Source organism: Pseudomonas sp. GM102, from assembly GCF_000282555.1.
Lineage (GTDB): Bacteria > Pseudomonadota > Gammaproteobacteria > Pseudomonadales > Pseudomonadaceae > Aquipseudomonas.
Window position 1 is genome coordinate 25,413 of record NZ_AKJB01000021.1, and the last position, 24,318, is coordinate 49,730.

Annotated in this window: 31 protein-coding genes; 22 read left to right on the top strand and 9 right to left on the bottom strand. The window is 56.6% G+C overall.

Going from position 1 to position 24,318, the window contains the following annotated elements:
* The 20 genes from rpsQ to bfr all read left to right on the top strand — a co-directional run bounded on the left by rpsQ (position 1) and on the right by bfr (position 11,278).
* On the top strand, positions 1 to 267 hold the full coding sequence (gene rpsQ, locus PMI18_RS23390; RefSeq protein WP_003176419.1) for a 30S ribosomal protein S17: 267 nt from the start codon (positions 1 to 3) through the stop codon (positions 265 to 267).
* A gap of 23 nt (positions 268 to 290) precedes the next feature.
* Positions 291 to 659 carry a 50S ribosomal protein L14 gene (gene rplN / locus PMI18_RS23385; protein ID WP_002555479.1) on the top strand — a complete coding sequence of 123 codons (369 nt, stop codon included), beginning with the start codon at positions 291 to 293 and terminating at the stop codon, positions 657 to 659.
* 11 nt (positions 660 to 670) lie between these two features.
* Positions 671 to 985, top strand: coding sequence for a 50S ribosomal protein L24 (gene rplX / locus PMI18_RS23380; RefSeq protein WP_007896770.1), 315 nt, complete (start codon positions 671 to 673; stop codon positions 983 to 985).
* Positions 986 to 1,005: 20 nt separating this feature from the next.
* A complete protein-coding gene (rplE, locus tag PMI18_RS23375; protein WP_003176415.1) occupies positions 1,006 to 1,545 on the top strand; it encodes a 50S ribosomal protein L5 in 540 nt (179 codons plus the stop codon).
* A gap of 13 nt (positions 1,546 to 1,558) precedes the next feature.
* The gene (gene rpsN, locus PMI18_RS23370) at positions 1,559 to 1,864 is read left to right on the top strand and encodes a 30S ribosomal protein S14 (RefSeq protein ID WP_003176414.1); all 306 of its coding nucleotides are present in this window, start codon (positions 1,559 to 1,561) and stop codon (positions 1,862 to 1,864) included.
* Positions 1,865 to 2,074: 210 nt separating this feature from the next.
* Positions 2,075 to 2,467 (top strand): 30S ribosomal protein S8, encoded by a 393-nt coding sequence (gene rpsH / locus PMI18_RS23365; protein WP_003186040.1) that lies wholly within the window; start codon positions 2,075 to 2,077, stop codon positions 2,465 to 2,467.
* Positions 2,468 to 2,479: 12 nt separating this feature from the next.
* Positions 2,480 to 3,013 carry a 50S ribosomal protein L6 gene (gene rplF / locus PMI18_RS23360; protein ID WP_007896774.1) on the top strand — a complete coding sequence of 178 codons (534 nt, stop codon included), beginning with the start codon at positions 2,480 to 2,482 and terminating at the stop codon, positions 3,011 to 3,013.
* Between the two features lie 10 nt (positions 3,014 to 3,023).
* Entirely contained in the window at positions 3,024 to 3,374 is a 351-nt protein-coding gene (gene rplR / locus PMI18_RS23355; protein ID WP_003186037.1) for a 50S ribosomal protein L18, read from the top strand.
* A 3-nt stretch (positions 3,375 to 3,377) separates the two neighbouring features.
* On the top strand, positions 3,378 to 3,878 hold the full coding sequence (rpsE, locus tag PMI18_RS23350; protein WP_003186035.1) for a 30S ribosomal protein S5: 501 nt from the start codon (positions 3,378 to 3,380) through the stop codon (positions 3,876 to 3,878).
* Between the two features lie 2 nt (positions 3,879 to 3,880).
* On the top strand, positions 3,881 to 4,057 hold the full coding sequence (rpmD, locus tag PMI18_RS23345; protein WP_003186033.1) for a 50S ribosomal protein L30: 177 nt from the start codon (positions 3,881 to 3,883) through the stop codon (positions 4,055 to 4,057).
* A 3-nt stretch (positions 4,058 to 4,060) separates the two neighbouring features.
* Positions 4,061 to 4,498, top strand: a complete 438-nt coding sequence (rplO, locus tag PMI18_RS23340) for a 50S ribosomal protein L15 (RefSeq protein WP_007896782.1) — start codon at positions 4,061 to 4,063, stop codon at positions 4,496 to 4,498.
* Positions 4,499 to 5,827, top strand: a complete 1,329-nt coding sequence (gene secY, locus PMI18_RS23335) for a preprotein translocase subunit SecY (protein ID WP_007896784.1) — start codon at positions 4,499 to 4,501, stop codon at positions 5,825 to 5,827.
* Positions 5,828 to 5,854: 27 nt separating this feature from the next.
* Positions 5,855 to 5,971, top strand: a complete 117-nt coding sequence (gene rpmJ / locus PMI18_RS0129325) for a 50S ribosomal protein L36 (protein WP_002555468.1) — start codon at positions 5,855 to 5,857, stop codon at positions 5,969 to 5,971.
* A gap of 130 nt (positions 5,972 to 6,101) precedes the next feature.
* On the top strand, positions 6,102 to 6,458 hold the full coding sequence (gene rpsM / locus PMI18_RS0129330) for a 30S ribosomal protein S13 (RefSeq protein WP_003186020.1): 357 nt from the start codon (positions 6,102 to 6,104) through the stop codon (positions 6,456 to 6,458).
* A gap of 30 nt (positions 6,459 to 6,488) precedes the next feature.
* Positions 6,489 to 6,878, top strand: coding sequence for a 30S ribosomal protein S11 (rpsK, locus tag PMI18_RS23330; protein WP_002555466.1), 390 nt, complete (start codon positions 6,489 to 6,491; stop codon positions 6,876 to 6,878).
* An 18-nt stretch (positions 6,879 to 6,896) separates the two neighbouring features.
* Positions 6,897 to 7,517, top strand: a complete 621-nt coding sequence (gene rpsD, locus PMI18_RS23325) for a 30S ribosomal protein S4 (protein ID WP_003176404.1) — start codon at positions 6,897 to 6,899, stop codon at positions 7,515 to 7,517.
* Positions 7,518 to 7,539: 22 nt separating this feature from the next.
* On the top strand, positions 7,540 to 8,541 hold the full coding sequence (locus tag PMI18_RS23320) for a DNA-directed RNA polymerase subunit alpha (protein ID WP_003186012.1): 1,002 nt from the start codon (positions 7,540 to 7,542) through the stop codon (positions 8,539 to 8,541).
* 42 nt (positions 8,542 to 8,583) lie between these two features.
* Positions 8,584 to 8,970: a 50S ribosomal protein L17 gene (gene rplQ / locus PMI18_RS23315; protein ID WP_007896790.1), complete on the top strand. Its 387-nt coding sequence runs from the start codon at positions 8,584 to 8,586 to the stop codon at positions 8,968 to 8,970.
* A 239-nt stretch (positions 8,971 to 9,209) separates the two neighbouring features.
* The gene (locus tag PMI18_RS23310; protein WP_007896794.1) at positions 9,210 to 10,658 is read left to right on the top strand and encodes a catalase; all 1,449 of its coding nucleotides are present in this window, start codon (positions 9,210 to 9,212) and stop codon (positions 10,656 to 10,658) included.
* Positions 10,659 to 10,813: 155 nt separating this feature from the next.
* Positions 10,814 to 11,278 (top strand): bacterioferritin, encoded by a 465-nt coding sequence (gene bfr, locus PMI18_RS23305; protein ID WP_007896795.1) that lies wholly within the window; start codon positions 10,814 to 10,816, stop codon positions 11,276 to 11,278.
* Positions 11,279 to 11,341: 63 nt separating this feature from the next.
* On the opposite strand, the gene uvrA is transcribed toward bfr, so the two are convergent.
* Positions 11,342 to 14,176 carry an excinuclease ABC subunit UvrA gene (gene uvrA / locus PMI18_RS23300; protein WP_007896796.1) on the bottom strand — a complete coding sequence of 945 codons (2,835 nt, stop codon included), beginning with the start codon at positions 14,174 to 14,176 and terminating at the stop codon, positions 11,342 to 11,344.
* A 191-nt stretch (positions 14,177 to 14,367) separates the two neighbouring features.
* Here uvrA and PMI18_RS23295 point away from each other — a divergent pair, with 191 nt between their 5' ends.
* Together PMI18_RS23295 and PMI18_RS23290 are read left to right on the top strand one after the other, a co-directional pair.
* Positions 14,368 to 15,765 carry an MFS transporter gene (locus tag PMI18_RS23295; RefSeq protein ID WP_007896797.1) on the top strand — a complete coding sequence of 466 codons (1,398 nt, stop codon included), beginning with the start codon at positions 14,368 to 14,370 and terminating at the stop codon, positions 15,763 to 15,765.
* Positions 15,766 to 15,774: 9 nt separating this feature from the next.
* On the top strand, positions 15,775 to 16,299 hold the full coding sequence (locus PMI18_RS23290; protein WP_007896798.1) for a single-stranded DNA-binding protein: 525 nt from the start codon (positions 15,775 to 15,777) through the stop codon (positions 16,297 to 16,299).
* 71 nt (positions 16,300 to 16,370) lie between these two features.
* On the opposite strand, the gene PMI18_RS23285 is transcribed toward PMI18_RS23290, so the two are convergent.
* The 8 genes from PMI18_RS23285 to PMI18_RS23250 form a co-directional block, all read right to left on the bottom strand.
* Positions 16,371 to 18,575 (bottom strand): OsmC domain/YcaO domain-containing protein, encoded by a 2,205-nt coding sequence (locus PMI18_RS23285; protein ID WP_007896799.1) that lies wholly within the window; start codon positions 18,573 to 18,575, stop codon positions 16,371 to 16,373.
* A 105-nt stretch (positions 18,576 to 18,680) separates the two neighbouring features.
* A complete protein-coding gene (locus tag PMI18_RS23280) occupies positions 18,681 to 19,838 on the bottom strand; it encodes a glutathionylspermidine synthase family protein (RefSeq protein WP_007896801.1) in 1,158 nt (385 codons plus the stop codon).
* Positions 19,839 to 19,850: 12 nt separating this feature from the next.
* Positions 19,851 to 20,576: a DUF1190 domain-containing protein gene (locus PMI18_RS23275; RefSeq protein ID WP_007896804.1), complete on the bottom strand. Its 726-nt coding sequence runs from the start codon at positions 20,574 to 20,576 to the stop codon at positions 19,851 to 19,853.
* 19 nt (positions 20,577 to 20,595) lie between these two features.
* On the bottom strand, positions 20,596 to 21,024 hold the full coding sequence (locus tag PMI18_RS23270) for a DUF350 domain-containing protein (protein ID WP_007896806.1): 429 nt from the start codon (positions 21,022 to 21,024) through the stop codon (positions 20,596 to 20,598).
* Positions 21,025 to 21,038: 14 nt separating this feature from the next.
* Positions 21,039 to 21,713, bottom strand: a complete 675-nt coding sequence (locus tag PMI18_RS23265; protein WP_007896809.1) for a DUF2491 family protein — start codon at positions 21,711 to 21,713, stop codon at positions 21,039 to 21,041.
* Positions 21,700 to 22,734, bottom strand: a complete 1,035-nt coding sequence (locus PMI18_RS23260; protein ID WP_007896812.1) for an ion channel — start codon at positions 22,732 to 22,734, stop codon at positions 21,700 to 21,702. The genes PMI18_RS23265 and PMI18_RS23260 overlap by 14 nt, the downstream gene beginning before the upstream one ends.
* A gap of 72 nt (positions 22,735 to 22,806) precedes the next feature.
* Positions 22,807 to 23,370 carry a rhomboid family intramembrane serine protease gene (locus PMI18_RS23255; RefSeq protein WP_007896815.1) on the bottom strand — a complete coding sequence of 188 codons (564 nt, stop codon included), beginning with the start codon at positions 23,368 to 23,370 and terminating at the stop codon, positions 22,807 to 22,809.
* A gap of 240 nt (positions 23,371 to 23,610) precedes the next feature.
* Positions 23,611 to 24,309, bottom strand: coding sequence for a PspA/IM30 family protein (locus PMI18_RS23250; protein ID WP_007896817.1), 699 nt, complete (start codon positions 24,307 to 24,309; stop codon positions 23,611 to 23,613).
* Between the last annotated feature and the right edge of the window lie 9 nt (positions 24,310 to 24,318).

The window sequence follows — 24,318 nt, forward strand, 5'->3', positions numbered from 1 at the left end:
ATGGCTGAAGCCGAAAAAACTGTCCGTACGCTGACTGGCCGTGTTGTCAGCGACAAGATGGACAAAACCATCACCGTTCTGATCGAGCGTCGCGTTAAGCACCCGATCTACGGTAAATACGTTAAGCGTTCGACTAAGCTGCACGCGCACGACGAAACCAATCAGTGCCACATCGGCGACAAAGTCACTATTCGTGAAACTCGTCCTTTGGCCAAGACCAAGTCTTGGGCGCTGGTTGATGTTCTCGAACGCGCTGTGGAAGTCTAAGGACTAGGGGTCGGAGAAATTATATGATTCAGACTCAATCCATGCTCGATGTGGCCGATAACAGCGGCGCTCGCCGTGTTATGTGCATCAAGGTGCTGGGTGGCTCCCATCGTCGTTACGCTGGTATCGGTGACATCATCAAAGTTACCGTGAAGGAAGCAATTCCTCGCGGTAAAGTGAAAAAAGGCCAAGTGATGACTGCTGTAGTAGTCCGCACTCGTCACGGCGTACGTCGTGCTGATGGCTCCATTATCCGCTTTGATGGCAACGCTGCTGTTCTTCTGAACAACAAGCAAGAGCCGATCGGCACCCGTATCTTTGGGCCAGTGACCCGTGAACTTCGTACTGAGAAGTTCATGAAGATCGTCTCGCTCGCCCCAGAAGTGCTGTAAGGAGATCCGACATGCAAAAGATTCGTCGTGACGACGAGATCATCGTGATCGCCGGCAAAGACAAAGGTAAGCGCGGTAAGGTGCTTAAGGTTCTCGCTGACGACCGTCTGGTCGTTGGTGGTCTGAACCTGGTCAAGCGTCATACCAAGCCTAACCCGATGTCGGGCGTACAAGGCGGTATCGTCGAGAAAGAAGCGCCACTGCACGCTTCCAACGTTGCCATTTTCAACGGCGAAACCAACAAGGCTGATCGCGTTGGTTTTAAAGTAGAAGACGGTAAGAAAATTCGTGTCTTCAAGTCGACCCAAAAAGCGGTTGATGCTTGAACACTGCTAGGTAGAAGACCATGGCACGACTAAAAGAGATTTACTGGAAGGAAATCGCACCGAAGCTTAAGGAAGAACTTAAGCTTTCGAATGTGATGGAAGTTCCACGCGTTACCAAAATCACCCTGAACATGGGTCTGGGCGAAGCAGTCGGTGACAAAAAAGTCATCGAGCACGCTGTTGCCGACCTGGAAAAGATCACCGGTCAGAAAGTCGTTGTGACTTACGCTCGGAAATCCATCGCTGGCTTTAAAGTCCGTGAAGGTTGGCCGATCGGCGTCAAAGTGACTCTGCGCCGTGAGCGTATGTACGAATTCCTGGATCGTCTGCTGTCGATCTCCCTGCCTCGGGTTCGCGACTTCCGCGGCCTGAATGCCAAGTCCTTCGATGGTCGTGGTAACTACAGCATGGGCGTTAAAGAGCAGATCATCTTCCCGGAAATCGACTACGACAAGATCGATGCTCTCCGCGGTCTGGACATCACCCTGACCACCACTGCCAAGAACGATGATGAAGGTCGCGCTCTGCTGCGCGCTTTCAAATTCCCGTTCCGCAACTGATTGGAGTAGGAAAATGGCCAAGATGAGCATGAAAAACCGCGAGCTGAAGCGTCAGCTCACGGTTGCCAAGTACGCCAAAAAGCGTGCAGCACTGAAAGCTATCATCGTTGATCTGAACGCAAGTCCAGAAGCGCGTTGGGAAGCTACAGTAGCTCTGCAGAAGCAGCCACGTGACGCAAGCGCCTCGCGCATGCGTAACCGCTGCCGCCTGACCGGTCGTCCACACGGCGTTTACCGCAAGTTCGGCCTCGGCCGTAACAAACTGCGTGAAGCTGCTATGCGTGGTGACGTACCTGGTCTGGTTAAAGCCAGCTGGTAAGCACTATCAAAGTCTCGGTGTTCGGGATCGCAAGATCCTGACCATCGGTGACCTTGAACTTGAATCAAGCCCCTATTGGGGCTTGATTCATTTGTGGGGTGTGTCTAGAATACCCGGCTCGCCTGAGCCCGTGCTTTTTTCGCGCGGATGTGCTCGGCGACACGTAGTAGCCGCAAGGCTAATTTTTTGTGTATTAGGAGCGTCTAGCCCATGAGTATGCAGGACCCGTTAGCGGACATGCTAACTCGAATCCGTAATGCCCAGATGGCTGAAAAGTCCGTCGTAAGCATGCCATCTTCTACTTTGAAGGTAGCTGTTGCCAAAGTCCTGAAGGACGAAGGTTACATTGCGGGTTATCAGATCAGCAGCGAAATCAAGCCACTGCTGTCCATCGAGCTGAAGTACTTCGAAGGCCGTCCGGTCATCGAAGAAGTGAAGCGCGTTAGCCGTCCAGGCCTGCGTCAGTACAAGTCCGTCGATGATCTGCCAAAAGTTCGTGGCGGTCTCGGTGTGTCTATCGTCTCCACCAACAAAGGTGTGATGACGGATCGTGCTGCGCGCGCTGCCGGTGTCGGCGGCGAAGTTCTTTGCACTGTGTTCTAAGGGGGGATAAGCATGTCACGCGTCGCTAAGAACCCCGTTAAGCTGCCAGCCGGTGTCGAAGTCAAATTCGCAGGTCAACAGCTTTCGGTGAAGGGTGCCAAGGGTACTCTTGAACTGAACATCCATTCGTCCGTTGAGATCGTTGAAGAAGCTGGTGAGCTGCGTTTCGCTGCTCGCAATGGCGATCAACAAACTCGCGCAATGGCTGGTACCACTCGTGCGTTGGTTAACAACATGGTCCAAGGCGTAAGCCAAGGCTTCGAGCGCAAGCTCCAGCTGGTCGGTGTTGGTTACAAAGCGCAAGCAAAAGGCACAGTGCTGAACCTGGCTCTTGGCTTCTCGCACCCAGTGGATTATGAACTGCCGGAAGGCATCACCGCTGAGACTCCTAGCCAGACCGATATCCTGATCAGGGGTATCGATAAGCAGCTGGTAGGTCAAGTGGCCGCCGAGATCCGCGACTTCCGTCCACCAGAGCCGTACAAAGGCAAAGGTGTGCGCTACGCGGACGAAGTCGTCCGTCGTAAAGAAGCCAAGAAGAAGTAGGGCATAGCAAATGACCGACAAAAAAGTTACTCGACTGCGTCGCGCTCGCAAAGCACGCCTGAAAATGCACGAACTCGAAGTCGTGCGTCTCTGCGTGTTCCGCTCGTCGCAGCACATCTACGCCCAGGTCATTTCGGCCGACGGCAACAAAGTCCTGGCAAGTGCCTCGACTTTGGATAAAGAACTGCGTGATGGGGCCACTGGCAACATCGACGCGGCCACTAAGGTTGGCCAGCTGGTCGCTACGCGTGCTAAAGCCGCTGGCGTCTCGCAGGTGGCTTTCGACCGCTCTGGCTTCAAGTACCACGGCCGCGTCAAGGCGCTGGCTGATGCTGCTCGTGAAGCTGGGCTGGAGTTCTAAGTTATGTCAAATAACGACCAAAAGCGCGACGAAGGCTACATCGAGAAGCTGGTTCAAGTTAACCGCGTAGCCAAAACCGTTAAAGGCGGCCGTATCTTCACTTTCACCGCGTTGACCGTGGTTGGTGATGGTAAAGGCCGTGTTGGCTTCGGCCGTGGCAAGTCGCGTGAAGTGCCTGCTGCGATCCAGAAGGCAATGGAAGCTGCTCGCCGCAACATGATCCAAGTTGATCTGAACGGCACCACTCTGCAGTACGCAATGAAGTCCGCCCATGGCGCTTCGAAGGTGTACATGCAGCCTGCTTCTGAAGGTACCGGTATCATCGCTGGCGGCGCTATGCGTGCTGTCCTCGAAGTTGCCGGCGTTCAGAACGTTCTGGCCAAGTGCTACGGCTCGACTAACCCGGTAAACGTGGTTCACGCCACTTTCAAAGGTTTGAAAGCTATGCAGTCTCCTGAATCCATTGCCGCCAAGCGTGGCAAAAGCGTCAAGGAGATCTTCTGATCATGGCTACCGTTAAAGTTACGCTGATCAAAAGCATGACCGGCCGCATCCCTAACCACAAACTGTGCGTTAAGGGTCTGGGTCTGCGTCGCATCGGTCACACTGTAGAAGTACTTGATACTCCCGAGAATCGCGGGATGATCAACAAGGCTTACTACATGCTGCGTGTCGAGGGTTAATCGATGAAACTCAATGATCTGAGTCCAGCGCCGGGTTCCCGTCGCGAAAAGCATCGTCCGGGCCGTGGTATCGGTAGTGGTTTGGGCAAGACCGGTGGCCGTGGCCACAAAGGTCAGTCCTCCCGCTCCGGTGGCACCATTGCTCCAGGCTTTGAAGGCGGTCAACAGCCGCTGCATCGTCGCCTGCCGAAGTTCGGTTTCGTTTCCCTGAAGGCCATGGATCGCGCAGAAGTGCGCTTGTCCGAGCTGGCTAAAGTGGAAGGCGACATCGTCACCGTGCAGTCCCTGAAAGATGCCAACGTGATCAACGTCAACGTTCAGCGTGTGAAAATCATGCTGTCCGGCGAAGTTACTCGCGCTGTTACCATCGGAAAGGGAATCGGCGCCACCAAAGGTGCGCGTGCGGCTATCGAAGCAGCTGGCGGCAAGTTCGAGGAATAAATGGCTAAGCAAGGTGCTCTCTCTGCGCTCGGCAAAGGCGGTATGTCTGAACTCTGGGCTCGTCTGCGTTTTCTATTCTTGGCGATTATCGTCTACCGAATAGGCGCACACATCCCGGTTCCAGGTATCAACCCGGACCGACTCGCGGACCTGTTTCGACAGAATGAGGGGACCATTCTTAGCTTGTTCAACATGTTTTCCGGCGGCGCGCTGGAACGGATGAGCATCTTTGCGCTGGGGATCATGCCGTACATTTCGGCATCGATCATCATGCAGCTGATGACCGCCGTCAGCCCGCAGCTGGAACAGTTGAAGAAGGAAGGTGAAGCTGGGCGTCGCAAGATTGCTCAGTACACCCGCTACGGCACTGTCGTCCTCGCTCTCGTTCAGGCAATTGGCATGTCCATTGGTCTGGCGGGGCAGGGCGTTGCGTTCACTGGTGACTTTGGCTTCCATTTCGTCGCGGTATCCACTTTTGTGGCTGGTGCGATGTTCATGATGTGGCTGGGTGAGCAGATTACTGAGCGTGGTGTTGGCAACGGTATCTCGATGTTGATTTTCGCAGGTATCGTCGCCGGTCTTCCGAGAGCGATCGGGCAGTCTTTCGAGTCTGCGCGTCAGGGTGATATCAACATTTTTGCCTTGGTTGCCATCGGTTTGCTGGCAGTAGCGATTATCGGTTTCGTGGTGTTCATTGAGCGTGGTCAGCGTCGTATTGCTGTTCATTACGCCAAGCGTCAGCAGGGCCGCAAGGTCTTTGCTGCGCAGACTAGCCACTTGCCGTTGAAGGTGAACATGGCCGGTGTTATTCCAGCCATTTTCGCGAGCAGCATTTTGCTGTTCCCGGCTTCGTTGGGTACCTGGTTTGGTCAGTCTGAAGGTATGGGCTGGCTGCAGGACATCTCGCAGTCGATCGCTCCTGGTCAGCCGTTGAATATTCTGCTGTTTAGTGCAGGGATTATTTTCTTCTGCTTCTTCTATACGGCGTTGATGTTCAATCCGAAAGACGTAGCGGAAAACCTGAAGAAGTCCGGTGCCTTTATTCCGGGCATCCGTCCAGGTGAGCAGTCTGCGCGCTACATTGATGGCGTTCTGACTCGTTTGACCCTGTTCGGTGCTCTATATATGACGGCCGTGTGCCTGTTGCCCCAGTTCCTGGTGGTTGCAGCAAACGTTCCGTTCTACCTTGGCGGGACCTCGTTGCTGATCGTGGTCGTGGTTGTGATGGACTTCATGTCTCAAGTACAATCGCACCTCGTTTCGCACCAGTACGAATCCCTGATGAAGAAAGCCAACCTGAAGGGTTACGGCAGCGGCATGTTGCGCTGAGTACCCATAAGGTTCGAGGAGTTGGTGATGAAAGTTCGTGCATCGGTGAAAAAGCTGTGCCGTAACTGCAAGATTATTCGCCGCGAAGGTGTTGTTCGAGTAATTTGCAGCGCGGAACCGCGTCACAAACAGCGCCAAGGCTGAGTGTGATTGTGCTTCAAGCCCGGCAGCTAGTGCGCTGCCGGGTTGATTATTTGTTATTACAGCGATATTATCTCGCGCCCTATTTCTTGGCTTCCGGGGCGTAGGTAGCTGTCAATTGGAGTCCCACTGAATGGCCCGTATTGCAGGCGTTAACATTCCAGATAACAAGCATACTGTTATCTCGCTGACCTACATCTATGGTGTTGGTCGCACTACTGCACAGAAAATTTGTGCAGTGACTGGGGTAAACCCAGCCGCAAAGATCAAAGATCTGAGCGACGAGCAGATTGAACAGCTGCGTGGCGAAGTGGCGAAGTTCACCACTGAAGGTGACCTGCGTCGCGAAATCAACATGAAAATCAAGCGTTTGATGGACCTCGGTTGCTATCGCGGTCTGCGTCATCGTCGTGGTCTTCCAGTGCGCGGTCAGCGTACCAAGACTAACGCGCGTACCCGTAAAGGTCCGCGTAAGCCGATCCGCAAGTAATCGCCCCAGCGAATCGACAGGAAATTAATCATGGCTAAACCTGCTGCTCGTCCTCGTAAAAAAGTTAAAAAGACAGTGGTTGATGGCATCGCCCACATCCATGCTTCTTTTAACAACACAATCGTGACCATCACCGACCGTCAAGGCAACGCTCTTTCCTGGGCTACCTCCGGTGGTTCGGGTTTCCGCGGTTCCCGCAAGTCCACCCCGTTTGCTGCTCAAGTAGCTGCTGAACGTGCTGGTCAAGCTGCGCTGGAATACGGCCTGAAAAACCTCGACGTTAACGTCAAAGGTCCAGGCCCAGGTCGTGAATCTGCAGTCCGCGCTTTGAACGGCTGTGGCTACAAGATCGCCAGCATCACCGACGTGACGCCAATCCCGCACAACGGGTGCCGTCCGCCGAAGAAGCGCCGCGTGTAATCCAGGAGATTGTAAAGAATGGCTCGTTACATTGGTCCAAAATGCAAACTCGCTCGTCGCGAAGGCACCGATCTCTTTCTGAAGAGCGGCGTGCGCGCGATCGAATCGAAGTGCAACATCGAAGCAGCACCTGGTATCCACGGCCAACGCCGCGGTCGCCAGTCCGATTACGGCACCCAACTGCGTGAAAAGCAGAAGGTCCGTCGTATCTACGGCGTTCTCGAGCGTCAATTCAGCGGCTACTACAAAGAAGCTGCTGGCAAGAAAGGCGCAACTGGCGAAAACCTGTTGCAGCTGCTCGAATGCCGTCTGGACAACGTTGTATACCGTATGGGTTTTGGCTCTACTCGTGCCGAATCCCGTCAGCTGGTATCGCACAAGTCGATCAGCGTTAACGGTCAGACCGTAAACGTTCCGTCTTACCAGGTTCGTGCTGGTGACGTGGTCGCAGTTCGCGAGAAAGCAAAGAACCAACTTCGCATTGTCCAAGCTCTCGATCTGTGTGCCCAACGTGGCCGCGTAGAATGGGTAGAAGTAGACACTGAGAAGAAGTCGGGCGTTTTCAAGAACGTTCCAGCTCGCAGTGATCTGTCCGCCGACATCAACGAAAGCCTGATTGTCGAGCTCTACTCCAAGTAAGGGCTAGAAAATAGGTGCATCCATGCAGATTTCGGTAAATGAGTTCCTGACACCCCGCCATATTGATGTGCAGGTTGTCAGTCCAACCCGCGCCAAGATCACTCTCGAGCCTCTCGAGCGTGGTTTCGGCCACACCCTGGGCAACGCGCTGCGCCGCATCCTGTTGTCCTCAATGCCCGGCTGTGCAGTAGTCGAGGCCGAGATTGACGGTGTGCTCCACGAGTACAGCGCCATCGAAGGTGTACAGGAAGACGTAATTGAAATCCTGTTGAACCTTAAAGGTCTGGCTATCAAGCTGCACGGTCGAGACGAAGTTACGCTGACCTTGTCGAAGAAGGGTTCGGGGGTGGTTACCGCTGCCGATATTCAGCTGGATCATGATGTCGAGATCGTTAACCCCGATCACGTAATCGCTAACCTGGCGTCTAACGGCGCCCTGAACATGAAGCTCACCGTAGCTCGTGGTCGTGGTTATGAACCGGCAGACTCGCGTCAGAGCGATGAAGACGAAAGCCGCAGCATCGGTCGCTTGCAGCTTGACTCTTCGTTCAGCCCGGTTCGCCGTATCGCATACGTGGTGGAAAACGCCCGTGTCGAACAGCGTACTAACCTGGACAAGCTGGTTATTGATCTGGAAACCAACGGTACCCTGGATCCTGAAGAGGCTATCCGCCGTGCTGCAACCATTCTGCAACAGCAGTTGGCTGCGTTCGTCGACCTCAAAGGTGACAGTGAGCCAGTGGTTGTTGAGCAGGAAGACGAGATCGATCCGATCCTGCTTCGCCCGGTTGACGATCTGGAACTGACTGTACGTTCGGCTAACTGCCTTAAGGCGGAAAACATCTACTACATCGGTGACCTGATTCAGCGTACCGAAGTAGAGCTGTTGAAGACTCCGAACCTTGGCAAGAAATCCTTGACTGAAATCAAGGACGTTCTGGCCTCCCGCGGTCTGTCCCTCGGCATGCGCCTCGACAACTGGCCGCCTGCAAGTCTTAAGAAGGACGACAAGGCGACTGCCTGATCGTCGTAATCACCGAACGTTGTGTTTGGTAAGGAATGAACCATGCGTCATCGTAAAAGTGGTCGTCACCTGAGCCGCACCAGCTCGCACCGCAAGGCCATGTTTCAAAACATGGCGGTGTCGCTGTTCGAGCACGAGCTGATCAAAACTACACTGCCAAAAGCCAAAGAACTGCGCCGCGTTGCTGAGCCGCTGATCACTTTGGCCAAGACAGACAGCCTGGCTAACCGCCGTCTGGCTTTCGACCGTACTCGTTCGAAAGCTATCGTTGGTAAGCTCTTCAACGACCTGGGCAAGCGTTACGCTACCCGTGAGGGTGGCTACCTGCGCATCCTCAAGTGCGGTTTCCGCACTGGCGACAACGCGCCTATGGCGTACGTCGAGTTGGTTGATCGTCCTGTCGGCGGTGAAGCTGTATCCGCTGAGTAAGACGTCAGTCTGAAACAAGGAACCGGGCCTAGTGCCCGGTTTTTTGTGCGTGTGAGAAAACGCGCTGTTCGTACAAGCTTCCTTGCTGTTCATGCCTTCAGTATATGAGCGGGATTGTTGGTAGTATTTTTCTATTGATGTCTGCAAATTAATGAATTTGTAGGTGCCATGATTGATGGTCAATACTCCCTTCCACGCCGATTAGCCGGCAGTTCCAAACTGACAAAGGATGAGATCGCATGAGCCAGAATAAAACGCTTACGACCGCCAGTGGCGCTCCTGTCGCCGACAATCAGAATTCCCGCTCCGCCGGCCCTCGTGGCCCTTTGCTGCTCGACGATTTCCACCTGATCGAGAAGCTTGCGCACTTCAATCGTGAAAACATTCCTGAGCGTCGTGTGCACGCCAAAGGTTCGGGTGCCTACGGTACGTTCACCGTGACTCGCGACATCACTGAGTACACCAGCGCCAAGCTGTTTGAGTCCGTCGGCAAACAAACTCCGACCTTCCTGCGATTCTCCACTGTAGGTGGCGAACGTGGTTCGGCTGACACCGAGCGTGATCCGCGCGGTTTCGCCCTGAAGTTCTACACAGAAGAAGGCAACTGGGACATTGTTGGTAACAACACGCCGGTGTTCTTCATTCGCGACCCGCTGAAATTCCCCGACTTTATCCACACCCAAAAGCGCCTGCCGCAAAGCAACCTGAAAAGCGCGCAGGCGATGTGGGATTTTTGGTCGCATTCGCCTGAGGCGTTGCACCAGGTCACTATCCTGTTCTCGGACCGTGGCATCCCTGACGGCTATCGCCACATGCATGGCTTCGGTAGCCACACCTACAGCCTGATTAACGCCAATGGCGTGCGTCACTGGGTGAAATGGCACTACAAAACCAGGCAAGGGATCAAGAACCTCGCTCCTGCAGAAGCGGCGCGCTTGGCCGGTACTGACCCGGATTACGCACAGCGCGACCTGTTCGGCGCCATTGAACGCGGTGACTTCCCGAAATGGAGTGTCAATATCCAGATCATGACCGAGGCCCAAGCTGAGGCTCATTACGAAAACCCGTTTGACGTGACCAAAACCTGGTCGCAGAAAGAGTTTCCGCTGATCGAAGTGGGTGAGTTGGAGCTCAACCGTAATCCGTTGAATTACTTCGCTGAAGTCGAGCAGGCGGCGTTCGGTCCGAGCAATATGGTCCCCGGCGTCGGTCTGTCGCCTGACCGCATGCTGCAAGGTCGCGTGTTCGCTTACGCTGATGCTCACCGCTACCGTGTTGGGACCAATCACCAGCAGCTGCCGGTGAATGCGCCTCGCAGCCCGGTCAACACTTACCAGCGCGATGGCTCCATGGCGTTTGGCGCCAATGGTGGTGCAGCACCGAACTACGAGCCGAACAGCTACGTAGAATCACCGAAACAGGCACCGCGCTACGCGGAACCCGCTTTGGCCTTGAGTGGCGCGGCTGATCGTTATGATCATCGCGAAGATACCGACTACTACAGCCACGCTGGTGCGCTGTTCCGCCTGATGAGCGATGAGCAGAAAACGCTGCTGATCAACAATATTGCCGGCGCAATGGCAGGTGTTTCCAGCGATGTGGTTGATCGCCAATTGCAGCATTTCTTCAAGGCCGACCCGGCGTATGGAGAAGCAATCGCAAAGGCACTCAACGTACAGCTTAACTAAGTCTAAACGATAAGCAGAACCGCCCTCATTTGGGCGGTTTTTGCGTTATTTAAACTGCTTTTCTCAGAATATCTTCGCTTTTATAGCGTCGGGCGAGTGACCTTCCGGTCAGGTTGGTTCAAACTACAGACTTTCAAGCAGGGAGATGTAGGGCGATGCAAGGTCACCCAGACGTAATCGATTACCTCAACACGTTGCTGACAGGCGAACTGGCAGCCCGTGATCAATATTTCGTCCATTCGCGGATGTATGAGGACTGGGGTTTCACCAAGCTCTACGAACGTATCAACCACGAGATGGAAGAAGAAGCCGGGCACGCTGATGCCCTGATGCGTCGAATTCTGATGCTCGAAGGCACGCCTCGCATGCGTCCGGACGACCTTGATGTTGGCACCACTGTGCCGGACATGCTCGCCGCTGACCTGCGCCTGGAATACAAAGTCCGCGCCGCGCTCTGCAAGGGCATTGAACTCTGCGAGCAGCACAAGGACTATGTCAGCCGCGAGATGCTGCGGGTTCAATTGCATGACACCGAAGAAGACCACACCTACTGGCTTGAAAAGCAGATGGGTCTGATCAAGTTGATCGGTCTCGAGAATTACCTGCAATCCCACGCCTAATTGCACCGATACAAAAAGCCCCTGTCACTGAGCAAGTGACAGGGGCTTTTTTTTGAGCCGGATTCAGGCCCGATCACGCTCCAGCAGTGGCTTGAGGTAGAAGCCGGTATGCGACTGCTTCATCTCGGACACGTCTTCAGGCGTTCCGACGGCAATGATCTGCCCACCCTTGGAACCACCTTCCGGCCCCAGGTCCACCAACCAGTCGGCGGTCTTGATCACGTCCAGGTTGTGCTCGATCACTACCACGGTATTGCCGTGGTCGCGCAGACGATGCAACACGTCGAGCAGTTGCTGGATATCCGCAAAGTGCAGGCCGGTGGTCGGCTCATCGAGGATGTACAGGGTCTTGCCGGTATCACGCTTTGACAGCTCACGAGACAGTTTCACCCGCTGGGCTTCACCGCCGGACAGCGTCGTCGCCGATTGCCCCAGCTTGATGTAGGAAAGGCCTACGTCCATCAACGTCTGAAGCTTACGCGCCAAGGCTGGAACCGCGTCGAAGAACACCCGGGCTTCCTCGATGGTCATCTCGAGGGTTTCGTGGATGCTCTTGCCCTTGTACTTGATCTCCAGCGTCTCGCGGTTGTAGCGCTTGCTCTTGCAGACGTCGCACGGGACATAGATGTCCGGCAGGAAGTGCATTTCCACCTTGATCAGGCCATCGCCCTGACAAGCTTCGCAGCGCCCGCCCTTCACGTTGAAGGAGAAACGCCCCGGCCCGTAACCGCGGGAGCGGGATTCTGGCACGCCGGCGAACAACTCGCGAATCGGCGTGAACAGCCCGGTATAGGTCGCGGGGTTGGAGCGCGGCGTGCGACCGATCGGGCTCTGGTCGATGTCCACAACCTTGTCCAGATGTTCCAGGCCTTTAATGCTGTCGTGAGCAGCTGCTTCCAGGGTCGTTGCCCCATTGAGTGCCGTAGCGCTCAAAGGAAACAGAGTATTGTTGATCAGCGTCGACTTGCCCGAACCGGAAACACCCGTGACGCAGGTCAACAGGCCGATCGGAATCTCCAGATCGACATTGCGCAAATTGTTGCCGCGAGCGCCCTTGAGGGCCAGCGACAACTTCTTGTTACGCGGCGTGCGTTTGGCTGGCACTGCGATCTTCACTCGCCCCGACAAGTACTTGCCGGTCAGCGAATCAGGGTGAGCCATGACCTCGGCCGGCGTACCTTCGGCGACGATATGCCCACCGTGTACACCCGCGCCCGGGCCGATATCCACCACATAGTCGGCCAGACGAATCGCGTCTTCGTCGTGCTCGACCACGATCACCGTGTTGCCGATGTCGCGCAGGTGCTTGAGGGTGCCCAGCAGTCGGTCGTTGTCCCGCTGGTGCAGGCCAATTGACGGTTCATCGAGGATGTACAGAACCCCCACCAGGCCGGCGCCAATCTGACTGGCCAGGCGGATACGCTGGGCCTCACCGCCGGACAGAGTGTCGGCACTGCGATCCAGTGACAGATAGTCCAGGCCAACGTTGACCAGGAACTGCAAACGCTCGCGGATTTCCTTGAGAATCTTGTCGGCAATTTCGCCACGGCGGCCGGTCAGTTTCAGTACGCCGAAATATTCACACGCGTCGCCAATCGGCAGATTGGTTACAGCCGGCAAGGTCTTCTCGCCAACCCACACGTGCCGCGCCTCGCGACGCAGACGGGTGCCACGGCAATCGGGGCAGGGCTGGGTGCTGAGGAATTTGGCCAGTTCTTCACGGACCGAAGCCGACTCGGTTTCGCGGTAGCGGCGTTCCAGGTTCGGCACGATGCCTTCGAACGGGTGCGAGCGTTTGACGATGTCGCCACGGTCGTTCAGGTATTTGAAGTCGACGTTCTGCGAGCCACTGCCATGCAGGATGAATTTCTGCTGATCGGCCGGCAGGTCGTTGAACGGCACTTCAAGGCTGAACTTGTAGTGCGAGGCCAGCGAGCCAAGCATCTGGAAGTAATAGACGTTGCGCCGGTCCCAGCCACGAATCGCGCCTTCGGCCAGGGTCAGTTCACCGTTCACCAGTCGTTTGGTGTCGAAGAACTGCTTAACCCCCAGGCCATCGCAAGTCGGGCAAGCGCCAGCCGGGTTGTTGAAGGAGAACAGCTTGGGTTCCAGCTCGCTGATGGCATGACCGCAGATCGGGCAGGCGAAGCGCGCGGAGAAGATGATTTCTTCGCCGGGCTCGTCGTCCATTGGCGCGACCAGGGCGATGCCGTCTGCCAGTTTCAGCGCGGTCTCGAACGATTCGGCCAAGCGTTGTTGCAGATCAGCGCGGACCTTGAAGCGGTCGACCACGACGTCGATCGAATGCTTCTTCTGTTTATCCAGCTTCGGCAGCTCGTCCAGCTCGCACAGTCTGCCGTTGACTCGGGCTCGTACAAAACCCTGGGCGCGCAGTTCTTCGAAGACCGAAAGATGTTCGCCTTTGCGCTCACGGATCACCGGGGCCAGCAGCATCAGTTTGCTGCCCTCCGGTTGTGCCAGCACCAGGTCGACCATCTGGCTGACGGTCTGGGCTTCCAGCGGAATGTCGTGGTCCGGGCAGCGCGGAATACCGACGCGAGCGTAGAGCAGGCGCAGGTAGTCGTAGATTTCGGTAATGGTGCCAACCGTCGAACGCGGGTTGTGCGAGGTCGACTTCTGTTCGATGGAGATCGCTGGCGACAGACCTTCGATGGTGTCGACGTCAGGTTTTTCCATCATCGACAGGAACTGCCGGGCGTAGGCCGACAGCGATTCGACATAACGGCGCTGGCCTTCGGCGTACAGCGTGTCGAAGGCCAGGGACGACTTGCCGGATCCGGACAGGCCGGTGATGACGATCAGTTTGTCCCGTGGCAGGGTCAGGTCGATGTTCTTCAGGTTGTGGGTTCGGGCCCCACGAATCAGGATCTTGTCCAAAGTGGCCTCGCTCGGCGGGCGTCGAAAACGTAGGAGTATACGGCCAAATACTGGATGGATGCACACTATCAAATGCGGAGTGCGCAGCCTTAGATGAAGACTGCGTCATCTGCGCGCGTCATAGCGTCGCGATATACCCCGTCAATCGATGGGACTGGTAGAATCGCCGCCGGTTCACATGAGGTTTTTCCATGCACGATCCCCACAGCGAACGCATGAGTGGCAGTGAGACCCGCGCAGCAAGCGGTCTGGCCCTGGTGTTCGCCTTCCGTATGCTTGGCATGTTCATGGTGTTGCCGGTGCTGGCGACCTATGGGATGGACCTGGCAGGAGCGACCCCGGCCCTCATCGGGTTGGCGATTGGCGCTTACGGCCTGACCCAGGCGATCTTTCAGATCCCTTTCGGCTTCATTTCCGACCGCATCGGTCGCCGGCCGGTGATTTACCTGGGCCTGATCATCTTCGCCCTGGGGAGTGTGCTGGCGGCCAATGCCGATTCGATCTGGGGCGTCATCGCCGGACGCATCCTGCAAGGCGCAGGGGCGATTTCCGCGGCGGTCATGGCGTTGCTGTCAGACCTGACCCGGGAACAGCATCGGACCAAAGCCATGGCCATGATCGGCATGACGATTGGTCTGTCGTTCGCTGTCGCCATGGTTGTAGGACCATTGCTGACCCGTGTCTTTGGCCTGTCCGGGTTGTTCTTCGCCACCGGTGGCATGGCGCTGGTCGGCATCGTCATCGTGATGTTCATGGTGCCGCGTGCAACCGGGCCGTTGCAGCACCGTGAATCCGGCGTTGCGCGCCAGGCGCTGATACCGACACTCAAGCATCCGGACCTGCTGCGCCTGGACCTGGGTATTTTTGTGTTGCACGCGATGTTGATGTCGAGCTTCGTGGCATTGCCCCTGGCCCTGGTCGAAAAAGCCGGGCTGCCCAAAGAGCAGCACTGGTGGGTGTACCTGACCGCACTGCTGATTTCCTTCTTCGCCATGATCCCGTTCATTATCTACGGCGAGAAGCGACGCAAAATGAAACGAGTTTTGCTCGGTGCCGTCGTGACGCTGATGCTCACTGAGCTATTCTTCTGGCAGTTCGGCGATAGCTTGCGGGCTCTGGTAATCGGCACGGTGGTGTTCTTCACCGCGTTCAATCTGCTGGAAGCCTCTTTGCCATCGTTGATCAGCAAGGTTTCACCGGCAGGCGGCAAGGGCACGGCGATGGGGGTTTATTCCACCAGCCAGTTCCTCGGTTCGGCGCTGGGCGGGATCCTCGGTGGCTGGATGTTCCAGCATGGCGGTTTGTCGGTTGTGTTCCTGGGATGTGCCGGGCTGGCTGCACTTTGGTTAGCCTTTGCTGTTACCATGCGTGAACCTCCGTATGTGACGAGCCTGCGCTTGCCGTTGTCGCCCGAAGCGATTCGAGAAGCTGGCCTGATCGAGCGCCTGAAGGCCGTCGTTGGAGTAACCGATGCAATCGTGGTTGCCGATGAAGCGGCGATTTACATCAAACTGGACACCGAATTATTGGATCGCACCACCCTCGAGCGCCTGGTGAACAACCCGGCCCCGACAGCGTGCGAAGCCTAGGAGAACGTTATGGCCCGTGGGGTTAACAAAGTCATATTGGTCGGCACTTGCGGCCAGGATCCCGAAGTTCGCTACTTGCCTAACGGTAACGCCGTGACCAACCTGAGTCTGGCGACCAGCGAACAATGGACCGACAAGCAAACCGGTCAGAAGGTCGAGAAGACCGAATGGCACCGTGTTTCGATGTTCGGCAAGGTTGCCGAGATCGCCGGCGAATACCTGCGTAAAGGTTCGCAGGTATACATCGAAGGCAAGCTGCAGACCCGCGAGTGGGAAAAAGACGGTATCAAGCGTTACACCACTGAAATCGTGGTCGACATGCAAGGCACCATGCAACTGCTGGGCGGCCGTCCACAGCAGGGCGACCAACAAGGCGGGGGCAATAACTACCAGCAGTCCGCCCCGGCTCCACGCCAACAGGCTCCGCGTCCGCAGCAGTCGGCACCGCAACAGTCGCGTCCGGCTCCTCAGCAGCAGGCCGCTCCTCAGCCGGCTCCGGATTTCGACAGCTTTGATGACGATATTCCGTTCTAAAAAAGCTGCTATCCAGTAAGCGATAAAAAAAGCGAAGCCATTAATCCGGCTTCGCTTTTTTGTGGGCGCTATTAACTGAATACAGCAGTCACATTGGCCCGTGCCGAGTGCAGTTTCTTGTAGCTATCAATCAACCGCAGGTGCCTGTCGAGCCCCTCCAGTTTTATGCTGGTCGGCGTCAAGCCATGGAAGCGCACGCTGCCGTCCACCGATCCGATCGCTGCATCCGTCCGCTCGTTGCCAAACATCCGGCGGAAATTGGCCTCGTAGTCTTCCAGTTTCAGGTCTTCGTCCAGCTTCATCTCCAGCACCACATTGACGGCCTGGTAGAACAAGCCACGCTCAACCGTGTTGTCGTTGTACTGCAGGAACATTTCCACCGCCTCTTTCGCCTCTTCAAATTGCTGCAAGGCGAGATAAATCAGCAGCTTCAACTCCAGGATCGTCAGCTGACCCCAAGCCGTATTGTCGTCGAATTCGATGCCGATCAAGGAGGTGATATCGGTGTAGTCGTCCAGCTCACTTTCCACCAGGCGCTCAACCAGCGCTTTCAGTTCGTCTTCGTCCAGGCGATGCAGGTTCAGGATGTCGGTGCGGAAGAACAGCGCTTTGTTGGTGTTATCCCAGATCAGATCGTCCGCGGGATAGATTTCCGAATAGTTCGGCACCAGGATGCGGCACGCCTTCGCGCCGATATGCTCGTAGACCGCCATGTACACTTCCTTGCCCATGCCTTCGAGAATGCCGAACAAGGTCGCGGCTTCCTCGGTGTTCGAGTTTTCACCCTGGCCGGAGAAGTCCCACTCCACGAATTCGTAATCCGATTTGGCACTGAAGAAGCGCCACGACACCACGCCGCTGGAGTCGATGAAGTGCTCGACGAAGTTGTTCGGCTCGGTCACCGCATGCCCTTCAAACGTCGGCTGGGGCAAGTCGTTGAGGCCTTCGAAGCTGCGGCCCTGCAGCAATTCGGTCAGGCTGCGTTCCAGCGCCACTTCCAGGCTCGGATGCGCGCCGAACGAGGCGAACACACCGCCGGTACGCGGGTTCATCAACGTAACGCACATCACCGGGAATTCACCGCCCAGGGACGCATCTTTCACCAGCACGGGGAACCCTTGCTCTTCCAGCGCCTGAATACCAGCCAGTATCCCGGGGTACTTCGCCAGCACATCGGCCGGCACATCCGGCAGGGCAAATTCACCTTCGATGATTTCGCGTTTTACCGCACGCTCGAAGATCTCCGACAGGCACTGCACCTGGGCTTCGGCCAGCGTGTTACCGGCACTCATGCCGTTGCTCAGGAACAGGTTTTCAATCAGGTTGGACGGGAAATACACCACCGCGCCATCCGACTGGCGCACGTACGGCAGCGAGCAGATGCCGCGCTCTTCATTGCCCGAGTTGGTATCGATCAGATGGGAGCCACGCAGCTCGCCGTCGCGGTTGTAAATCTTCAGGCAGTACTCGTCGAGAATTTCAGTTGGCAGCTCATCTTTACGGCCAGGCTTGAACCAGCGTTCGTCCGGGTAGTGCACAAACGCTGCGTTGGCGATGTCTTCGCCCCAGAACTGGTCGTTGTAGAAGAAGTTGCAGTTGAGTCGCTCGATAAACTCGCCCAACGCCGACGCCAAAGCGCCTTCCTTGGTCGCCCCCTTACCGTTGGTAAAGCACATCGGCGAGTGCGCATCGCGGATGTGCAGCGACCACACATTGGGCACGATATTGCGCCACGAAGCGATTTCGATCTTCATGCCCAAGTCCGCCAGAATGGCCGACATATTGGCGATGGTTTGCTCCAGCGGCAGATCCTTGCCCGCGATATAAGTGCTCGCCTCTGAACTGGACGCAGGCATTAGCAACGCCTGGGCATCGGCGTCGAGGTTTTCGACTTCTTCGATCACAAACTCAGGCCCGGCTTGCACCACTTTTTTCACGGTACAACGGTCGATGGAGCGCAGGATGCCCTGGCGGTCCTTGTCGGAGATGTCCGCCGGCAACTCGACCTGGATCTTGAAAATCTGGTTGTAGCGGTTTTCCGGATCAACAATGTTGTTCTGCGACAGGCGGATGTTATCCGTGGGAATACTGCGAGTGTCGCAGTACAACTTCACGAAATAAGCCGCACACAAAGCCGATGAAGCCAGAAAGTAGTCGAACGGACCCGGTGCCGAGCCATCGCCCTTGTAGCGGATAGGTTGATCGGCCACCACCGTGAAGTCATCGAACTTGGCTTCAAGTCGAAGGTTGTCGAGAAAGTTGACCTTGATTTCCATGGGGGATTACCAGAATAACGGCTAAACGAATGGCCGCCATTATCCGGTATTTCAGCCGTAAGTCTTGCGGACATCGTACTTATGTCCACACCGGCGATGGATGGGTCAGTCGAGTATCAGGTGCGGCAAGAAACGGCTCGAATCCTTGGTGATCAAACTGTTGTCTTCCCGCACGCCGATACCGGCCGCTTGATCGCCGATAACCCAGGAACCCACCAGCGTAAAGCTGTCGCCAAACTTCGGCAGCGGGGCGAACTCCTGAAGGATAAATGGCGCGTCGGTGTAGGGCCCGTCCTCTTTCACGATCAGACCGTCAGCGGTTTGCAGCTCAATGTTGGCGCCTTCCCGGGAGAAGAACGGCTTGCGCACCCAGCCTTTGGGCACCGCTTTGCTCGGGTCGGCATCCAGGTGCGCCGCGAGCAGGTTCGGGTGACCTTTGTTGAACTCCCACAGCAACGGCAGGATGCCCTTGTTGGAGATGATTGATTTCCAGGCCGGCTCGAAAAACTGTGTATCGCTCTGGGCAATCGCTGCACCGAAGGGTTCGTGGAAGATGAACTCCCAGGCATGCAGTTTGAACAGGTGAGGAATCCAGCGATCTTCAAGGTCGACGAAACGTCCGTCACTGGTGAGGCCGATGTCTTCGATATCGATGTGCCGTGACTCGATGCCAACCTTTTCCGCGATCAGGCGCAAGTAGTCGGTGGTGCCTTTGTCTTCGACCGAGTCTTTCATCGAGGCGAAATAGAAGGGATGTTTGAGCTGCAGCTGGGCAAAGGCTTGATGCAGCTTGGTGTCGATGCTGTTGAACTGGTCGGCATGCTTGGGCAGCAAGCCGCGTTCGATGCATTGCTCCAGCCAGCCCCATTGAAACGCCGCGGCCTCATACAGGCTGGTCGGCGTGTCGTAGTTGAGTTCCAGCAACTTGGCCGGCCCGCTGCCGTTGTAGGAGAAGTCCATGCGCCCATACAGGTGCGGGTGGCCTTCGAGCCATGAAGTGCGAACCATGTCGAAGAATGGCGCGGGAATGCTCAGGCGCTCCAGCAGCTCCTCGCTCTGAACCACGCGGGCCACCAGGTCCATGCACATCTCATGAATCTCGGTGGTCGGGTCTTCGAGATCGTTCTCGATCTGTTTGAGCGTGAATTGGTAATACGCGCTCTCGTCCCAATAGGGTTCGTCGTCGATGGTATGGAACAGAAAACCAAGAGATTCGGCGGTCTGTTTCCAGTCATGACGTTCTGCGCAGAGGATCTTCTTCATGGTGCCCGTTCCTTAACTGCTCGATCGGCCAGCACTGCTCGAACCGCCCCAACCGCTGCGGGCGCTGGCTTTGCTGCCGAAGCCGCCACGGGAGGTGGATGAGGCAACGGACATCGGCTTGCTGCCGGAACGGATTGAGTCGGCGTAGCTGCTGCTGCCATACCTCGCCTGATTGGACTTGGTAAAGGTTGAGCCTTTGGAAATCCGCTGGTTGAGCGTCGAGGAGCCATAGTTGCCGCGATCATCGCGGTAGCGGTAGACCGGCTCGGAGAAGTAGCTGTTGCGGTTGCTGCTCAGCATGTTGCCGATCAGCAGACCGGTCAGCAGGCTGGTGCCGGAGAACCCGGAGCCGCCACTGTTCGCTTCCGAGGCTGGTAATTGAGCCTTGGCTGCGTCCACTTGGGATTGTGTTACCTCGCCATCGGCAGTCAGTTCGAAGCCACCCAGCTTGGGGATGAACTTGCCGGCGGAATCCTGTTGGCACCAGTCGGCGACAAAGTCGGCATCGCAATCGGCCTGGTTGTCGTAGACCGGCGCGATGCGGCGGTGCTCGGCCATGGCGCTCATGTAGGCGTCAGAGCAGACGTCCACCGGGAGCTTTTCATCGGCGCACTGCTGAACGGACTGGAAGTTGTATTTCTTCTGCACCGGGTAGGTTTTTTCCGCTTGCCCGCAGCCTGATATCGCCATGGCGACCGACGCTGCCAGCGAGAGCTGAACGTACTTGCTTCGTTTCATCGGGATCTCCGTGGCGCAATCAGTTCTGGGAAGGGGTCATGCAAGCGGCGTTCAACATGCCGACGCTGATGGCCACTGCCGCGATATAGATACCCGCAGCGATTTCACCTTTTTTAATGCGTTCAGAGGCGCCTTTAAGCACCAGGCTGGTCACCAGAAACGCCAGCAGTTGTACGAAAGCGGCGATCACTGCCCAGACGACGAAATCCAGAATGCTGATCGAATAGGCAATCACATTACTGGCCGGAATAGCGAAACCGATGATGGCGCCACCCAGCGCGATCGCGGCCGCAACGTTGCCCGAGCGGATCAGTTCGAACTCTTTGTGCGGCGTGATTCGGGTGTAGATGAACTGGAACAGCGCGAATAGCACGGTGGCGCCGAGGATGTACAAAACAAACCCGAGCACGGCGGCTTTATTCAGGGAGATGGAGAGCGCTTCAAGCATGGACTTCTTCCTTTTTAAAAAGTGTTCAGGTCAGTGGTGTACAGCGAAATGCCCAGCGAAGTGCTCAAGCTGATAGTGCCTTCGGCGTCTTCTTCGACGGAAAACAGCAGGAATTCCCGGCGGTCGGTCAGGCCGGTTTCGCGGGCGTACAGCATCGAACGGTGTTCGATACTGTAGGACTCATCCGGGTTTTTCAGGTGTTCGCTCAGCGCCACCAGTTCCGTCTGGCCGTTCTCGGTGCCCCATTCGCGAGTGTATTCGACACCGTTGTGGGTGTAGGTCGGCAGGCCGATCAGGCTTTGAGGGCCGGCCAGCCGACGCAGCTCCGCTTCACTGTTGATGGTGATGTAACTGAGGTAATTGAACAGGATCACCGACTCGACCTGTCCGGCGATGTCGCCGGTGGTGTGCACTTGCAGCCAGTAGTCTTCGTCGTTCATGTAATAACGCGACAGCCAGGTCGACTGCCCGAGTTCAATGGTGCCGGCGCTCCAGACTTGCTGGGAGCCAGGGATAACCACAGCCGTGTTGCCGTCGAGCAACAATTTCAGAGTCGTGTCGAACATCACGCTCTTGCCCAATGCCAGGCCCAGCGGACCGATGGTGGGCAGGGTTTCGTTGGCTGTCCATTTCGATTCCGTATTCGCTTTCGGGGCCTCAAGCCCCATCAACTGTTTAAACCATCCCATTGGTGATTTCCTTGAGGCGAGTGGAGGCGATGTAGAAGAGTTCGCCGCCCTCAACGCGAGTGGCGCCGGGCGGGTTGATCGAAGGCTGTCGGGCGCCCTTGGCGCGGTAGCCGATAAGGGTCGCGTTATGCTGTTCTTTCATCTGTGCGTACAGATCGCCGAACGTGGCTTCAAAGGTCTCGGGCAGTCTCATCAGGTATTGGGTCGCGCCTTGACCCACGCATAGCAGTTCATTGATGACCGCAGACGAGCCCGGATCCTGAGAGGCGCGTACCAACATCTCGATGGCCATGCTCGAGGTGCATTCCAGGCTGGGCGCGTAGGCGCTGGCAAGGGCAGCGATTTCACTTTCATTGAAGTGGGCGACCACATGCCCGACAGGGCTCAGTTGATTGACCGCCAGGACGGTGGCCAGGGTCAGATCGTCTGAATGGGTTCGCACCAGGACGCGTTCGGCACCGGGAACGCCGGCCCGCAGCAACAGCGCGGCAGAGGACAGGCTTTCGCCTTTGATAAAGTCCGCTTTGCCCGGCATGGGATTTTCTTCGAGGTCGCAATCGCAAATGACGATCAGGTTGTCATTGGAGGTTTCGTCCTGCAGCAATAATTCAATGACCCGCTCGCTGGACGCGCCTTCCCAGCCAATGAGAACGGTATGGCCGACCTTGCCGGTGAAATCGCCTTTGCCCTTCATGCCTTTTCTCCATACATCGATGACACTGCTGGTGGTTTTGCCGATGGCTGCCGTCAGCAGCGCAATGCCCCCGAGCATGACCCAGGTGGCCACGAAAATTCGTCCCGCCGATGTCTGTGGCGCAAGATCGCCATAGCCGACGGTGAGCGTGGTGGTGAGATAGAAATAGGTAAACGTGGCGGGAGCGGTGAGGTGTTGTTCGCCCAGAATCACCAGGCCGATATAGGCCGTGCTCAGGTGTATGCCCAACGCAATGGCCAAGCCTGCCCAGCCGAATCGATGGAAGAAGGACGCGGCGTATGTGCGCAATAAAAGGAAAATCGACATTACATCCCTGACTCCATGGGGGGCTCATTCCTGGCGACGTAATCGCTCTGGCGTCTGAGTGCTCAAATGCGGTTACCGGGCGGCATTAAACCTGCTGCGCGGCGTAGATAACAGTACCTTGGCTGCAATAAATCCGGCGATCGCACCAAAGATATGCCCTTCGAAGGACATGCCCTGGCGAGGAAGGAAGCCAAAGATCAGGCCGCCATAGAGCAGGACCACGACACTGGCCGTTATCAGGTTGCTCCAGCTCCTCTGGAACCAGGCGCGCGACAGCAGGTACGCCCACAGCCCGAATACCCATCCGCTGGCACCGATGTGTACGCCTGCAAAACCGAACAGCCAGACCAGCGTACCGCCCAGCAGAATAATGATGGCGCTGACGGCCATGAACCGGCTGAGCCCTTCGACAATGACCAAAGTACCGAGGATCAAAAAGGCAATCAGGTTGGTGCTCAGGTGCGCAAAGGACCCGTGCAAGAAAGGCGAGGTGATGATGCCGACCAGTCCGTGCAGTGTTCTCGGGACCAGGCCGAAGGTAATAAGGCTGTAGCCGGTCGCCACATTGAGCAGTTGCAGCGCGACCATGAAGAGGGCCACGCCTGCGATCGTCTTGAAACCCTTCAGGGCATCCATCCTTGACCTCGACTCGACAAAAAAGAAGGGCATTGAATTAATGCCTGTCAGTTAAGAGATAGAACAAGCACTGAGTAAAATTGTGGCGAGGGAGCTTGCTCCCGCTGGACTGCGCAGCAGTCCTGTTTTTTGGGACCGCTTCGCGGCCCAGCGGGAGCAAGCTCCCTCGCCACAGGTTCAGTGCGCTTGACTGACTGACATCAAGGCAATGAATGTCCTTCCTTGTACGCAGTAACCGGTTTACTCAGCCGATTTTTTCTTCAGGCGTTCCAGAATCGCATTGGCGCTGCCTTCGTTCGGCGTGATGCCGGCTTCACGCAGCTTGCGCTCCAGGTCGGTGCCGGTCGACGCATCGGCCAGTTGGTCCTGGGCTTCCAGTTCAGCGGCGCGTTGCTGCTGCTTGGCTTGCAGGCGGTTCAGAGTACCGACGGCGGTTTCCAGCTTACCGTTGGCGCCGCCACTGGCGATCGAAGCACTGACTTGGGCTTTCTGTACGCTTTCACGCGCCTTGGCCATGTCCACTTGCTGACGCAGGCTTTTGATGCGGTTTTCGGCCTTGGTGATGTCTTTGCGCATGTTGTCCGCGTAACCACCAAATTCGGTGGCCTGCTTTTGCTCGACATCCAGTTCATTGGTCAGGGTCGAAATGGCTTCGGCCACTTCCAGTGCCAGGTCTTCGCGGTTGGCCTGGATCGCGGCCAGAGCCTTGGATTCCAGGTCCTTGATCTTGGCGTTGTACTCGCTGACGCGATCAGCCGACAGTTTGTGCTTGGCCATGATAGTGACCAGCTCACGCTTGGCGTTGGCCAGCGCGCTGTCAGCATCGCGAATTTCCTGGTCGAGGATGCGCAGGGCCTGTTGGTCGACGATCGATTCGCCGACTTCGTTGGCACCGCCACGCAGCGCGGTGAACAATTTGCTCCAGATGGACTGAGTCATTGGATATTT

Excerpts from the sequence above, each read along its gene's own strand:
- rpsQ (WP_003176419.1), top strand. The coding sequence starts at position 1 with ATGGCTGAAGCCGAAAAAACTGTCCGTACGCTGACTGGCCGTGTTGTC.
- rplN (WP_002555479.1), top strand. The coding sequence starts at position 291 with ATGATTCAGACTCAATCCATGCTCGATGTGGCCGATAACAGCGGCGCT.
- rplX (WP_007896770.1), top strand. The coding sequence starts at position 671 with ATGCAAAAGATTCGTCGTGACGACGAGATCATCGTGATCGCCGGCAAA.
- rplE (WP_003176415.1), top strand. The coding sequence starts at position 1,006 with ATGGCACGACTAAAAGAGATTTACTGGAAGGAAATCGCACCGAAGCTT.
- rpsN (WP_003176414.1), top strand. The coding sequence starts at position 1,559 with ATGGCCAAGATGAGCATGAAAAACCGCGAGCTGAAGCGTCAGCTCACG.
- rpsH (WP_003186040.1), top strand. The coding sequence starts at position 2,075 with ATGAGTATGCAGGACCCGTTAGCGGACATGCTAACTCGAATCCGTAAT.
- rplF (WP_007896774.1), top strand. The coding sequence starts at position 2,480 with ATGTCACGCGTCGCTAAGAACCCCGTTAAGCTGCCAGCCGGTGTCGAA.
- rplR (WP_003186037.1), top strand. The coding sequence starts at position 3,024 with ATGACCGACAAAAAAGTTACTCGACTGCGTCGCGCTCGCAAAGCACGC.
- rpsE (WP_003186035.1), top strand. The coding sequence starts at position 3,378 with ATGTCAAATAACGACCAAAAGCGCGACGAAGGCTACATCGAGAAGCTG.
- rpmD (WP_003186033.1), top strand. The coding sequence starts at position 3,881 with ATGGCTACCGTTAAAGTTACGCTGATCAAAAGCATGACCGGCCGCATC.
- rplO (WP_007896782.1), top strand. The coding sequence starts at position 4,061 with ATGAAACTCAATGATCTGAGTCCAGCGCCGGGTTCCCGTCGCGAAAAG.
- secY (WP_007896784.1), top strand. The coding sequence starts at position 4,499 with ATGGCTAAGCAAGGTGCTCTCTCTGCGCTCGGCAAAGGCGGTATGTCT.
- rpmJ (WP_002555468.1), top strand. The coding sequence starts at position 5,855 with ATGAAAGTTCGTGCATCGGTGAAAAAGCTGTGCCGTAACTGCAAGATT.
- rpsM (WP_003186020.1), top strand. The coding sequence starts at position 6,102 with ATGGCCCGTATTGCAGGCGTTAACATTCCAGATAACAAGCATACTGTT.
- rpsK (WP_002555466.1), top strand. The coding sequence starts at position 6,489 with ATGGCTAAACCTGCTGCTCGTCCTCGTAAAAAAGTTAAAAAGACAGTG.
- rpsD (WP_003176404.1), top strand. The coding sequence starts at position 6,897 with ATGGCTCGTTACATTGGTCCAAAATGCAAACTCGCTCGTCGCGAAGGC.
- PMI18_RS23320 (WP_003186012.1), top strand. The coding sequence starts at position 7,540 with ATGCAGATTTCGGTAAATGAGTTCCTGACACCCCGCCATATTGATGTG.
- rplQ (WP_007896790.1), top strand. The coding sequence starts at position 8,584 with ATGCGTCATCGTAAAAGTGGTCGTCACCTGAGCCGCACCAGCTCGCAC.
- PMI18_RS23310 (WP_007896794.1), top strand. The coding sequence starts at position 9,210 with ATGAGCCAGAATAAAACGCTTACGACCGCCAGTGGCGCTCCTGTCGCC.
- bfr (WP_007896795.1), top strand. The coding sequence starts at position 10,814 with ATGCAAGGTCACCCAGACGTAATCGATTACCTCAACACGTTGCTGACA.
- PMI18_RS23295 (WP_007896797.1), top strand. The coding sequence starts at position 14,368 with ATGCACGATCCCCACAGCGAACGCATGAGTGGCAGTGAGACCCGCGCA.
- PMI18_RS23290 (WP_007896798.1), top strand. The coding sequence starts at position 15,775 with ATGGCCCGTGGGGTTAACAAAGTCATATTGGTCGGCACTTGCGGCCAG.
- PMI18_RS23285 (WP_007896799.1), bottom strand. The coding sequence starts at position 18,575 with ATGGAAATCAAGGTCAACTTTCTCGACAACCTTCGACTTGAAGCCAAG.
- PMI18_RS23280 (WP_007896801.1), bottom strand. The coding sequence starts at position 19,838 with ATGAAGAAGATCCTCTGCGCAGAACGTCATGACTGGAAACAGACCGCC.
- PMI18_RS23275 (WP_007896804.1), bottom strand. The coding sequence starts at position 20,576 with ATGAAACGAAGCAAGTACGTTCAGCTCTCGCTGGCAGCGTCGGTCGCC.
- PMI18_RS23270 (WP_007896806.1), bottom strand. The coding sequence starts at position 21,024 with ATGCTTGAAGCGCTCTCCATCTCCCTGAATAAAGCCGCCGTGCTCGGG.
- PMI18_RS23265 (WP_007896809.1), bottom strand. The coding sequence starts at position 21,713 with ATGGGATGGTTTAAACAGTTGATGGGGCTTGAGGCCCCGAAAGCGAAT.
- PMI18_RS23260 (WP_007896812.1), bottom strand. The coding sequence starts at position 22,734 with ATGTCGATTTTCCTTTTATTGCGCACATACGCCGCGTCCTTCTTCCAT.
- PMI18_RS23255 (WP_007896815.1), bottom strand. The coding sequence starts at position 23,370 with ATGGATGCCCTGAAGGGTTTCAAGACGATCGCAGGCGTGGCCCTCTTC.
- PMI18_RS23250 (WP_007896817.1), bottom strand. The coding sequence starts at position 24,309 with ATGACTCAGTCCATCTGGAGCAAATTGTTCACCGCGCTGCGTGGCGGT.